The organism is Actinoplanes italicus (assembly GCF_003001815.1).
GTDB classification, from domain to species: Bacteria; Actinomycetota; Actinomycetes; order Mycobacteriales; family Micromonosporaceae; genus Actinoplanes; species Actinoplanes italicus.
The window spans coordinates 17,276-30,203 of the sequence record NZ_PVMZ01000003.1 but is presented as its reverse complement, the minus strand read 5'-3'; the positions used below and the strand labels follow the sequence as shown (position 1 = coordinate 30,203).

Annotated in this window: 8 protein-coding genes; 1 reads left to right on the top strand and 7 read right to left on the bottom strand. The window is 71.5% G+C overall.

The annotated features are described in order from the left end of the window. Positions 1-16: 16 nt before the first annotated feature. From CLV67_RS07765 to CLV67_RS07740, 6 genes are all read right to left on the bottom strand, one after another. Positions 17-3,286: an Rne/Rng family ribonuclease gene (locus CLV67_RS07765; RefSeq protein WP_106316504.1), complete on the bottom strand. Its 3,270-nt coding sequence runs from the start codon at positions 3,284-3,286 to the stop codon at positions 17-19. A gap of 201 nt (positions 3,287-3,487) precedes the next feature. After that, entirely contained in the window at positions 3,488-4,306 is an 819-nt protein-coding gene (locus CLV67_RS07760) for a TIGR03936 family radical SAM-associated protein (RefSeq protein ID WP_106316503.1), read from the bottom strand. Continuing rightward, positions 4,275-6,263: a TIGR03960 family B12-binding radical SAM protein gene (locus tag CLV67_RS07755; protein ID WP_239166231.1), complete on the bottom strand. Its 1,989-nt coding sequence runs from the start codon at positions 6,261-6,263 to the stop codon at positions 4,275-4,277. The genes CLV67_RS07760 and CLV67_RS07755 overlap by 32 nt, the downstream gene beginning before the upstream one ends. A gap of 20 nt (positions 6,264-6,283) precedes the next feature. After that, positions 6,284-6,631 carry an STAS domain-containing protein gene (locus CLV67_RS07750; protein ID WP_106316502.1) on the bottom strand — a complete coding sequence of 116 codons (348 nt, stop codon included), beginning with the start codon at positions 6,629-6,631 and terminating at the stop codon, positions 6,284-6,286. After that, a complete protein-coding gene (locus tag CLV67_RS07745; RefSeq protein WP_239166230.1) occupies positions 6,628-9,144 on the bottom strand; it encodes a SpoIIE family protein phosphatase in 2,517 nt (838 codons plus the stop codon). Before CLV67_RS07745 ends, CLV67_RS07750 begins: the two co-directional genes overlap by 4 nt. Positions 9,145-9,173: 29 nt before the next feature. Then, positions 9,174-9,959 carry an alpha/beta fold hydrolase gene (locus tag CLV67_RS07740; RefSeq protein WP_307833859.1) on the bottom strand — a complete coding sequence of 262 codons (786 nt, stop codon included), beginning with the start codon at positions 9,957-9,959 and terminating at the stop codon, positions 9,174-9,176. A 258-nt stretch (positions 9,960-10,217) separates the two neighbouring features. On the opposite strand from CLV67_RS07740, the gene CLV67_RS07735 reads away from it, so the two are divergent. After that, entirely contained in the window at positions 10,218-11,657 is a 1,440-nt protein-coding gene (locus tag CLV67_RS07735; protein WP_106316499.1) for a hypothetical protein, read from the top strand. 496 nt (positions 11,658-12,153) lie between these two features. Here the strand turns inward: CLV67_RS07735 and CLV67_RS07730 are convergent, their stop codons facing one another. Beyond that, positions 12,154-12,822 carry a lysophospholipid acyltransferase family protein gene (locus CLV67_RS07730; protein WP_106316498.1) on the bottom strand — a complete coding sequence of 223 codons (669 nt, stop codon included), beginning with the start codon at positions 12,820-12,822 and terminating at the stop codon, positions 12,154-12,156. Positions 12,823-12,928: the final 106 nt, after the last annotated feature.

Genomic DNA, 12,928 nt, shown 5'->3' with positions numbered 1-12,928 from the left:
GCCGGGTCCGCACTGCTCAGGGCCGGGTACGCCGCCTCGCGCCGCCCCGCCTCGACCGACGCCGGGTGCCCGTGCCGGCGCCCACCACGTCGTCGTCCTCTTCCTCGTCCTCGTCGGCCGCGTCCGGGTCGTCCGCCCCGACCAGCCGCAGCGGCTCGTCGTCCGTCGCGTGCGTGCCGTTCTGCTCGGCCGGCGTGTCGTAACGCGAGAGGTCGTACCCGCTGATGTCGTAGCCGTCGTCTTCGTCCGTGGTGGTCAGCGCGGGCTTCGGCGCCCGCCGGACGATGCCCGAACCGGCGACCGGAGCTGCCGGCGGCACCTCGGCCACCTCCGCGGCCGGGCCCGGCTCCACGGCCACCACCGGCTGGGCCGGCTGGACGGGCTCGACCGGCTCCACCGGTTCCACCACCTCGGCGGCCGTCTCAGCGGCCGGCTCGGTGACGGTCTCGACCGGCTGCTCCACCGGAGAGCTGTCGCCACCCCGGCGCCGCCGCTGACGAGCCGCGGGCGGCTGTTGCTGTACCGGTGCCTCGGTACGCGGCACTGCCGCCGCCACCGCCTTCACCTGGGTACTGGCACCGCCGCCACCACCGTTGCCGCCGCCGTTCGACCGCTTCTCCGGCACCGGCTCGGAGTGGATCATCAGGCCCCGGCCCTTGCAGTGGTCGCAGGTCTCACTGAACGCCTCGAGCAGTCCGGCGCCGATCCGCTTCCGGGTCATCTGCACCAGGCCGAGCGAAGTGATCTCGGTGACCTGGTGCTTGGTCCGGTCACGGCCCAGGCACTCGGTGAGCCGCCGCAGCACCAGCTCGCGGTTGCTCTCCAGCACCATGTCGATGAAGTCGATCACCACGATGCCACCGAGGTCCCGCAGCCGCAGCTGGCGCACGATCTCCTCGGCCGCCTCCAGGTTGTTGCGGGTGACCGTCTCCTCGAGGTTGCCGCCCGCGCCGGTGTACTTACCGGTGTTGACGTCGACCACCGTCATGGCCTCGGTGCGATCGATCACCAGGTGACCGCCGGACGGCAGGAAGACCTTGCGGTCCAGGCCCTTGAGGATCTGCTCGTCGATCCGGTGCTCGGCGAACACGTCGCCGGCTCCGGTGTGCCGGCGCAGACGCTCGACCAGGTCCGGGGAGACCGACTCGAGGTAGTTCTCCACCTCGGCGTACGCCTGCTCGCCCTGGACCACCAGGTCGCGGAAGTCCTCGTTGAAGAGGTCCCGGACCACCCGGATGACCAGGTCGGGCTCCTCGGACAGCGCCCGCGGGGCGTTGCCCTCGGCGGCCCGCGCCTGGATGTCCTCCCACTGCGCCTGCAGCCGCTTGACGTCGCGGGCCAGCTCGTCCTCGGTCGCGCCCTCGGCCGCGGTGCGGACGATCACGCCGGCGCCGTCCGGCACGAGCTTCTTCAGGATGTCGCGCAGCCGCTTGCGCTCGTTGTCCGGCAGCTTGCGGCTGATGCCTGAGGCGTTGCCGTTCGGCACGTACACCAGGTGCCGGCCGGAGAGCGCGATGTGGCTGGTCAGCCGGGCGCCCTTGTGACCGATCGGGTCCTTGGTGACCTGCACGAGCACCGAGTCGCCGGAGCGCAGCGCCTGCTCGATCGAGCGGGCGCGCCCCTCCAGCCCGGTGGCGTCCCAGTTGACCTCACCGGCGTAGAGCACGGCGTTACGGCCGCGGCCGACGTCGACGAAGGCGGCCTCCATGCTCGGCAGCACGTTCTGCACCTTGCCGAGGTACACGTTGCCGACCATGGTGCCGGAGGTGGCCCGGGCCACGTAGTGCTCGACCAGGATGCCGTCCTCGAGAACCGCGATCTGGGTGCGGTCCTGCTTCTGCCGGACGACCATGACCCGGTCCACGGCCTCACGACGGGCCAGGAACTCCGACTCGCTCAGGATCGGCGGACGGGTCCGCCGCTGCTCCCGGCCGTCGCGGCGGCGCTGGCGCTTGGCCTCCAGCCGGGTCGAGCCGGAGACACCCTGCACCTCGTCGGAGGTGCGGCGAGGCTCGCGGACGCGGACCACGGTGTGCACGCCGTCCTCGATGCCACCGGTCTCGGTGTCACCGGAACCCTTGCGGCGACGGCGGCGCCGGCGGCGGGTGACCCCGTCGCCCTCGCCGTCCTCGGACTCCTCCTCGTCGTCGCCCTCGTCGGCGGACGCCTCGGCGCCCTCCTCGGAGTCGGACTCGCCGTCGGAGTCGGTGTCGTCGTCGGCCTCGTCGGACGGGCCCTTGCCCCGGCCCCGGCCACGACGGCCGCGGCGCCGCCGGCGGCGGGCACCGGCCTCGTCGTCATCGTCGTCGCCCTCGTCGGCGCCATCCTCGACGTCGTCGGCGCTCTCGTCGGTCTCGTCCAGCACGGGCTCGGCCTCGGTGACCGCGACCTCGGCGGGCTCCTCGGCCGCACCCCGGCGGCGGCGACGGCTGCGGCGGGGGCCCTCGGCGGGCTCCTCCGCGACCGGCTCGGCGACCGGCTCGGCAGCGGTCTCCACGGGCTCCACGGGCTCGGCGGAGACCGGGATCGCGAGCGGGTCGGCTGCCGGGCGGCGGCGACGGGTCACCGGCGGGGGCTGCTCGGTGGCCTCGGGCGGCATGAACAGGACAGCGGGGGGCAGGGCGGCCTTGCGGGCGCGCCCGGCCGGCTGCTCCTCCACGAAGTCGTCGTCGAGCGGGAGGATGCCGACCACCGGAACGCCGGCGGCGCGGGCCGCGGAGGCTGCCTCCACGGCGGCCTCCTCGATCAGGGCGGCCTCGTCCTCCTCGGAGATCTCGGCGGTGGCCTCCGGCTCGGCCGGCGTGACCACCACGTCGGCAGGCACGTCGGCGGGAGTCGGGTCCTCGAGCAGAGAGGGCTGCTCAGCGACGGGTTCGACCTTCTTGCGGCGCGCCCGGGTCGCCTTCTTCACCGGCGCGGGCGGAACCTCGGCGATCTCCTCGGCCGGGGTGGCGGCGACCTCTTCTGCCGGCGAGGCGGCGGACGGGGTCTCCTCGGCGGCGGGCTCGACCTTCTTACGGCGGGCCCGGGTCGCCTTCTTCACCGGCGCGGGCGGAGCCTCGGCGGCGTCGGCCACAGCATCGGCCGCGGCCGCGGCCTCGATTCCGGCGCCCGGCTCGGCGGCCGGCGTGTCGGCCTCCGGCGCGGGCGCTGCCGCCTTGCGACGCGGGGCCCGCGTCCGGCGTGCAGGGGTGGTGCTTGCGGCGGCATCTCCGGGAGGAGTGGTTGCTCCGTCCCGTTCACCGCCCTGATCTCCCAGGTTGACTGGGGGCTCGTTATCGAGCATGGGGCGCTCTCCAGTTCTCGGCGACCCCGGGCGCGGGTAAGCGCTGCCACGCAGGATCGCTGCAAAGTTTTTCGGGCCCGGCCTTCACGGTCGGGCTTGCCGAAGTCTGCCAGGCGACCTTTTCTCAACCTGCCATCGGGCCAAACCACCGGGCCCGCGCCATGTTGCAAAAAGTTCAGCGAACGCCGACCGAACTACCGATCAGCGCTCTCCGATGCCGACATCCACGCGATCCGCGTCCAACGGATCGACGATCTCCCCCTGCGCGGTGAGTGTGCCCTGGGCCAGCCGGGTCACCCGCGGGGGCACCGGCGGCTCCAGGCCAGCCACCACGCGCAGGCCGGACAGGACGTCATCGGGCCGCACGGCGGGCGTCACCTGCCGTACGACAAGGTCGATTATCGCACACGGTACCGCAACGGCCCCGGAAGGTAGGTCCGGCTCATGGGTTACCTCACACCGCGTGACCGCCGCGCGGGCGTCGAAACTGCGGCGCCCCTGCTTGGTCATGCGCTCCACCAGCACTTCCGAGGAGCCGAGGAACGCGGCGACCGCTTTCTCCGCCACCGCGGGCTCGACCTCGGGCAACTCGATCCGCCAGTGAGAGGCGTCGATGCGGTCGGCGAGGCTGCCCCCGCCGGCGATCACCGCCTCCAGCACGTCCAGACCCGGTGACAGGGCGGCGTCCAGCGCGACCCGCAGTTCCTCCGGGTCGACCGGGGCCTGCAGGCCGATCTCGAGGTACTCGGCCTCGCTGCCGACACCGGTCGGCGCGGCGCTGGCGTACGAGATCTTGGGGTGCGGGGTGAAGCCCTGCGAGAAGGCGATCGGTACGGTGGCACGACGCAGCGCCCGTTCGAAGGCACGGGCGAAGTCCCGGTGTGACGTGAAGCGCAGCGGACCGCGCTTGGCGTACCGGAGTCGGATCCGCTGGACGACCGGGGCCTGGCCGCCGACGGGTTGGTTCTTCGGGGGAATCGGAAGTCTCCTAAGCAGGGACCCTTTGAGAAGGGTTTTCATTCAGATCCAGGGCGGCGGGCGGGGCGGTCAGACGGTTGACGGGTGTCAGGGGGAGCAGCTTCTTGCCGGTGGGGCCGATCTGGATCTCGGTGTCCATCGCCGGGCAGACGCCGCAGTCGAAGCAGGGGGTCCAGCGGCAGTCGTCCTGCTCGTACTCACTGAGCGAGTCCTGCCAGTCCTGCCAGAGCCAGTCCTTGTCGAGGCCGGAGTCGAGGTGGTCCCAGGGCAGGACCTCCAGCTCCTCGCGCTCGCGGGTGGTGAACCAGTCAAGGTCCACGCCGTACTCGGGCAGCACCTCGGTGCTGGCCTCGACCCACCGGGAGTACGAGAAGTGCTCGGACCAGCCGTCGAAGCGGCCGCCCTTCTCCCAGACCCGGCGGATGACCTTGCCGACCCGGCGGTCGCCGCGGGACAGCAGGCCCTCGATCAGCGACGGCTCGCCGTCGTGGTAGCGGAAACCGATCGCCCGGCCGAGCGAGCGGTCGCTGTTGATCTCGTTCTTGAGCATCCGGAGCCGGGCGTCGATGACCTCGGGGCGCTCCATCGAGGCCCACTGGAACGGGGTGTGCGGCTTGGGCACGAAGCCGCCGATCGACACCGTGCAGCGGATGTCCTTGGTACCGGCTGCCTCGCGACCGGCCCGGATCACCTCGTGCGCCATGTGCGCGATCTCGAGGACGTCCTCGTCGGTCTCGGTGGGCAGGCCGCACATGAAGTACAGCTTCACCTGCCGCCAGCCGTTCGAGTACGCCGTCACGACCGTACGGATCAGATCCTCCTTGGTCACCATCTTGTTGATGACCTTGCGGATCCGCTCCGAGCCGCCCTCGGGCGCGAAGGTGAGGCCGGTGCGCCGCCCGTTGCGGGACAGCTCCTGGGCCAGGTCGATGTTGAACGCGTCGACCCGGGTGGACGGCAGCGACAGCGAGACGTTGGTGTCGGCGTACTGCTCGGCCAGGCCGGAGCACATGTCACCGATCTCGGAGTGGTCGGCGCTGGAGAGCGAGAGCAGACCGACCTCGCTGTAACCGGAGAACTCCAGGCCCTCCTTGACCATCTGGCCGACCGTGGTGATCGACCGCTCCCGCACCGGGCGGGTGATCATGCCGGCCTGGCAGAACCGGCAGCCCCGGGTGCAACCGCGGAAGATCTCCACCGCATAGCGCTCGTGGACCGTCTCGGCCAGGGGGACCAAAGGCTTCTTCGGGTACGGCCACGCGTCCAGATCCATCGTGGTCCGCTTGGCGACCCGGAACGGCACGTCCGGACGGTTCGGCACGACGCGCTGGATCCGGCCGTCCGGCAGGTAGTCCACGTCGTAGAACCGGGGCACGTAGATGCTCTCCGTGCGGGCCAGGCGCAGCAGCAGCTCGTCGCGCCCGCCGGGCCGTCCCTCGGCCTTCCAGTCCCGGATGATCCCGGTGATCTCGAGGACCGCCTCCTCGCCGTCGCCGAGCACAGCGGCGTCGATGAAGTCGGCGATCGGCTCCGGGTTGAAGCTGGCATGCCCGCCGGCCAGGACGATCGGGTGGTTCTCGTCGCGGTCGGCGCTGTCCAGCGGGATGCCGGCCAGGTCGAGCGCGCTGAGCATGTTGGTGTAGCCCAGCTCGGTGGCGAACGACAGCCCGAACACGTCGAACGCCTTCACCGGCCGGTGCGCGTCGACGGTGAACTGCGGGACGCCGTTCTCCTTCATGAGCGCCTCGAGGTCGGGCCACACCGAGTAGGTGCGCTCGGCGAGCACGTCCTCCTGCTCGTTGAGCACCTCGTAGAGGATCTGCACGCCCTGGTTGGGCAGGCCGACCTCGTACGCGTCCGGGTACATCAGCGCCCACCGGACGACCGTGGCGTCCCAGTCCTTGACGACGACCCCGAGCTCGCCGCCCACATACTGGATCGGTTTGCTGACCCTGGGCAGCAGCTGCTCGAGCTGCGGGAAGACGGAACTCACGCTCATGGGTGTCCAGCGTACGCGGACTACCCGCCCAGTTCCGTCGCGGCCCGGTCCAGGTCGGTCGCCAGCAGGTCGGCCCGGAACGCGCAGAGCTGCAGGGTCATCCGTGCGGCCCCGCGCTCCCCGACGACCAGGCGGATCGGCTTCCCCCGGTCGTCCAGATCGCCGACGATGAAATCGAGCAGCCGCACACCGGCACTGTCCAGGAACGAGACCGCCGTCAGATCGATCAGCACGGCCTCGGCCGCGGTGGTCCGCGCCACTATCGCCCGGCCGATGTCGTTGGCGTTCGCCAGATCGATCTCACCCTTGAGATGTACGAGCTCCGCGGTGCCACGCCGCGAGAAGCTGACCCACTGATCCGCCGTCACAGGTCACCTGCTGACGACTGACCCCGATGCCGCCGCATGACCACAGTCGTACCCTCCGTGTCCCGGTCGAAGGACACGTCGTCCATCGACTCGTAGATCAGCTGCAACCCTCGGCCGCGCGCCTCGTCGTCCCTGGCCCCACGCCAGCGGCCGTGGTCACTGACCCGGATCTCCACGGTGTCCGGGCTGATCGTGGCGGTCACGTCGACCACCCCGAACGGGTCGTCGGAGTAGCCGTGCTCGATCGAGTTGGCCACCGCCTCGGAACAGGCCAGCAGAACCGCGTTCAGGCAGTCGGTGTCCACGCCGTGCCCGGCCAGCCAGCCGCGCATGTCGGCGCGGAGCAGGGCGATCTGCAGCGGATCGGCGCCGATCGAGCGTTCCAGGCGCTCCTCGGTGCCCAGGGTGAGACAGAGCAGGCACACGTCGTCGCCGTGGTCCCGGCCGACCAGGATTTCGGCGAGCCCGGCGGTCAGGCCCTTGAGCGGCGCGTCGCGCAGGCGCGCGTACTCGCGGGCGAGGATCTCGAACCCGCGGTCGATGCCACGGCCACGACGCTCGATGAGGCCGTCGGTGTAGAGCAGCAGCCGGCTGCCCGCGGCCAGGCGCTGCCGGTGCTCGACCCGGCGCACGTCACCGGCCCGCGAGCCGAGCGGCGCCGAGCGGGCCTGCAGCAGGTACTGCGGGGGGCCGGCCGGCTCGTGCAGCAGCGGCGGCAGATGACCGGCGCAGGCGTACGCCATCTCGCTGCTGAACAGGTCGATCTCGGCGTACACCAGGGTGGCCATCCGGGCCGAGTCGACCCGGTCGCAGAACCGGTCCAGACCCTCCAGCAGCCGGGCCGGTCCCGCCTCCGCGGACGCCAGTGCCCGGATCGCACTGCGCAGCTGGCCCATCGTGGTGGCCGCCTCGATGCCCCGCCCGACCACGTCGCCGACGACCACGGCCAGCTTGTTGGCGGTGATCAGGAAGGCGTCGTACCAGTCACCGCCGACCTCCATGTCCTGCGCGGCCGCCTGGTAGTGGGTCTCCACCGCGAACCGCGGGTCGGTGCCGGGCACGTCCGCGGCCAGCAGGCTGCGCTGCAGGGTCCGCGCGATGGCCCGTTCCTGCTCGTACAGGCGGGCGTTCTCCAGCGCGAGCGCGGCCCGGTCGGCCAGATCGATCAGGAACTGGCGCTCCGCCTCGGCGCCGCGCCGGTCCGGGGCCATCCGCACGGCGAACGTGCCCAGCACCCGGCCGCGGACCGTCAGCGGCAGCACCGTGCAGCCCAGACCGTCCGCGTCGACGGCGAAGACCGGTGCCGAGGTCTCGATCGCCTCGGCCGTACGGGCCTCGAGCCGGGCCGGGTCCGGAGCCGGGCCGCCGTGATGCTCAACCAGGCCTGCCGGGCCCACCTGCAGGCGTACCAGCGCCCAGTCGGCGATCTCCGGCACCGCCCGCTCGACCAGCCGGCGGGCCCGCTGCAGCAGCCGATGTTCCTCGTCCAGCGCCCGGGTGGCCCGGGCCAGGAACGACGACCGCTCCTCGCGGCGCCGGGCGTCGTCGTACAGCCGCGCCCGGTCCAGCGCCTGCCCGGCCTGCTGCCCCAGCAACCGGATCACCCGCAGCTCACCGTCGGTGAGGGTGCGCTCGTCACGGAAGCTGAACGCGAGGACGCCCAGCACCGTCACCCCGGCGTGCTCGTCGGACGGCCCGGTGGTCAGCGGCAGCAGCACCACGCTGCGCCGCTCGGACCGGCGCATCGACTCGGCGAGGTCCGGGAAGTGCTCCTCGGCGTCGGCCACGGTGCCGATCACGTGCAGGTCGCCGCGGCGGGCCACCTCCGCGACCGCCCGCGTCGACGAGCGGGGCATGTCGTCCCAGTTGCCGGTGGTCGGATCGGTCGAGGCGACCGCCACCAGCTGGTCGCGTTCGGCGTCGACCAGGTAGATGCTGCTGCTCGTGGCCTGGAAGGCGGGTTCCGGCGCGCGGACCACCGCCTCCGCCACCTCGGCCTCGGTAGGGGCCGCCGCCAGGTCGGCCACTATCTGCTGCAGGACCTGCACCCGTTGCTCGGACGACTCCGCCGCCCGGCGGGCGCCGAGCAGCTCGCGCTCGTAGCTGCGCCGCTCGGTGGCGTTGAACACCATCGTGCGGATGATCCGCGGCGCCCCGGTAGTTCCCCGCTCCAGCACGGAGTTGACCAGGGTGGGCAGCCGCCGGCCGTCGGTGCCGACCACCTCGAGCGCGATCTCGTGCACCTCGCCCTGCATCGCCAGTAACGGCGCGTAGTGCGTCTCGTGGTAGATCTGGTCACCCGGCGTCAGCAGGTCACGGAACCGTTTGTGACCGATCAGGTCGGCTCGGGAGTACCCAGTCCAGGTCAGAAACGTCTCGTTGACCCGGACGACGGTGCCGTCCGGGAGCGTCGTCAGATAACCGCACGGCGCATGTTCGTACAGGTCCTCGGGATCGTCGTCCCAGGGCAGTCGCAACTCCTGTGTCACGTCCGGCCCACCAGATTCACTCACGCCAATGCTCCGCCGATCATGCCCGCTGTCTACAACCAGGACTTGATGGCGTCAACCGTTTCCTCCGGCGCGCTCAGATTCGGACAGTGGCCGGTCGCATTGAGGGCCACGAAGGTGCTGTCCTGGGTGTTCTTGTGTACGTACTCGCCGACCACCTCGGGGGCGATCACGTCGTCCGAGCACTGCAGGATCAGCGACGGGACCCGCAGGTTCGGCAGATCCGCGCGGTTGTCGGAGAGGAAGGTGACGCGGGCGAACTTCCTGGCGATCTCCGGGTCGGTGGCACAGAAACTGTTCGTCAGCTCCGTACCCAGTTCGGGCCGTTCCGGATTTCCCATGATCACCGGAGCCATCGTCGCCGACCAGCCCAGATAGTTGCTGTCCAGCGACTCCAGCAGCCCGTCGATGTCGGCACGGGTGAACCCGCCGACATAGCCGTCGGTCTCGTCGTTGATGTAGCGCGGCGACGGGCCGATCATCACGATCCCGGCGAACCGCTCGGGTTCACGGATCGCGGCCAGCACGCCGATCATGGCGCTCACCGAGTGGCCGACGAAGACCACCTCGCGCAGGTCGTGCTCCCGGACGATGTCCAGGATGTCCTCGGCGTAGCCCCCGAGGCTGCCGTGCCGGGAGTCCCGGTAGGCCGACAGGTCCGATCGGCCGTTGCCGACGTGGTCGAACAGGACGATCCGGTGGGTCTCCTCGAACGCCGGGGTGACGAACCGCCACATGTTCTGATCGCAGCCGTACCCGTGAGCGAACAGCATCGGCGGGCCGGACTCGTTGCCCGTGATCGTTACCGCGTTTCTCACCGTCGTGCTCATGCGATTCCGGCGCACTGCCCGGACCCGTCGGCCCGGGAAGGCGCCCCTCCCTTCCCACTGCACGCGAATGATGTTTCGCACACCCGGGTGACCCCGGTTGGATGCCAAGTCCGGGTAACCATACGACTCCGGAGCGTTTCGCACATCGCCCTCGTTGTCCGGCATTCACATCCCGCGTCACGATCCGGCCCGGGTGTCCCACTGGCGCAACGTGCCTAACCTGGGGAGGAATGCTCGCCTCCAGGCGTGCGGGAGGAGATCGAATCCATGGCCGACCAGCAGCCGGGTGACACCGCCCCGGCCGCCGGAATGCCCGACCCCACACGGTTCGCGGGATCCGGCGAACTGCCGACCGCCGACGTGCCCGACCGCTGGAGCGGCGCCGCGCCGGTGCCGGACGTCGCGCCGCGCCGGTCGCTGTGGTCGCGCATGGTGGACCGGATCAACGGCGCCGAGCCCGATCCCGACGACGACCGCACGGCCGTCCCCGCCGTCGACCCGTGGGCCGACCAGGACACCCCGGTCTGGGCGGATCCCTACCGGATCCCGGCCGCGCCGATGCCGGAGACCCGTTCCGACGTCCCGGACACCCCGCCGACCCGCCTCGACGTCCCCGGCACGCCGCCAACCCGCCTGGAGACGCCCGGCGTTGCACCGACCGGAATCGGCGCGCCCGCCGGGGCACAGTCTCCTGCCGGGGCACAGTCTCCCGCCGGGGCACAGTCTCCCGCGAGCACCATTCCCGCACCGGGCACCTATCCGCCACCGGCCGGCGGCGCCGGGCTGCCACCGCTGTTGCCGCCGAAGCTCCGTGCCTGGGGCCGCCGTGCCGCGGCGAAGAGCCAGCAGGCCGCCGCGGAGGCTCCCGAAAAGCTGCGCGCCCTCGGCCAGCAGGCCGCAGCCGCGGGCCAGCAGGTCGCGGCGAAAGGCCAGCAGGTCGCTGCCAGGGGACAACAGGTCGCTGCCGGCGCGCCGGAGAAACTTCGCCAGGTCACGGCCGGCGCACCGGAGAAGCTTCGCCAGCCGACGCCGGGCGCCCCACGGAAGAGTGGCTTCTTCAGCCGTCGCCCGGCCGCCCAACCGGCCCCGATCCCGGTCCAGCGCCGCCCGTCCTGGACGCCACCCGCACCGAAGCCACGCCGCAAGCGACGCCTGCGCCGGTTCACGGCGCTGATGATCATCGCGCTGGGGCTCGCCTACTGGTTCGTCCCCGGCGTCCGGCAGTACCCGGTCAGCGCGGTGCTCCCGAGTTCCTTCGCCGACCTGGAACTGCGCGACAACGCCTCCGGCCAGCGGGCCGCGCAGCGCCTCGCCGAGAAGTTGCAGGAGGCCGGTGCGGACGGTGGCGCCTTCGCCGGTGTCTACACCGACGACCGCGGCAAACGGGTCACCGTCTTCGGCGTGACCGGTCTACGGCTGACCCCCGGCGCCGACGTGAAGGCTCAGCTGGACCGCCTGACCGACGCCATCGATCTGAAGAACATCCAGTCGTACGACATAGGCGGTTTCGCCGGTTTCGGCGCCCAGCAGGAATGCGGCACCGGCCGCCTCGACGGCACGTCGGTCGTGGCCTGCACGTGGGCCGACCACGGCAGCCTCGCCACGGTCCTGCTGACCCGCCGCTCGGTCGGCGAGAGCGCCGAGCTGGTGACCCGCCTCCGGGAGACGGTCCTCGACCCGACCTGAGGACCTCCATCAGGTACGCCCCACGCGTGCCTGCGGACGGGCCAGGCTCGGGAGCGGCGATCTGGTCGCACGGTAGGGCTGCGCGTGTGCGCTGGCCGTCGCTGTCAACGACACCCCGGCCACACGCTGTGCCTCCGTGTGCCGAAACCGTTGCGGGAGCAACGGAGGATTCGCACGGTGCAACTACGTGTGCGCCTGACGAGGGTCAGGCATCAGCGGAAGAGGCCGGCGTCCGCCAGCCGTACCCCGGGAAGAGGCCGGCGCCCGCCAGCCGTACCCCGGGTCGGTAACCACCATGAGCGCGCCCACGTACGGCTCGCGATCCCCGGCCGGGTGGAACCGGGCGCATCACCGGCCCGGAACAGGGCTCACGGTGGGCACCGCATACGCCCCGGCGCCCGCGTCAAGGCCGGGAGCGGGCAGCCACGCCGCGGTGTAGCCACGGGACCACGCCATTGCGGTTGTCCCGCGGCGGAGCGCGTACGAAAGAAAGGTCTTATTCGTCGCGTTTAGGGGCGTAACGCGGGATGTACTCCTGCCCGGTGAGCTTCTGGATCTCGGCCATCACGTAATCGGTGAGCTCGCGCAGAGCGGTGCGGTCGTCCGAGCGCCCGACCGTCTCGATCGGCTTGCCGAACTTGACCGTGATCACGCCGCGCTCGAGCTTGGGCACCAGACGGCCGATCGGCTGGACCTTGTCGGTGCCGGCGACGCCGACCGGGATGATCGGGACCCCGGCAGCGACCGCGAGCCGGGCGACTCCGGTTCGGCCGCGGTAGAGGCGGCCGTCGGGCGACCTGGTGCCCTCGGGGTACACCGCGATGAGCTCGCCCTCGCGCAGCGCCGGGATGGCGGCGTCGAAGGCGGTGAGCGCGGCCCGGCCGCCTTCGCGTTCGACCCGGATGGCACCGAGGCCGTGCATCAGCTGGCGGTTGAGGAAGCCCTTGATGCCGGTGCCGGTGAAGTAGTCGGACTTGGCCCAGAACGCCAGGTGGCGGGGCACCACCGTGCCGAGGAGGAGTTCGTCGGCGACGGAGAGGTGGTTGCCCGCGAAGATCGCGCCGCCGGTGCGCGGGATGTGCTCGATGCCTTCGACGTGCGGACGCCAGCCGATGCTGAGGGCCGTGCCGACCGTGGCTTTGGCGATCGAGTAGAGCAGGGGCAACTCGTCCTCCGGGACGCGTGGGGCGGGTGGTGCTGTGAGGTTAGCTGACAGTGGCCCGGATGTACCCAGTGACCTTGGACCGGCCCGGACGTTCACCGACTGAAGG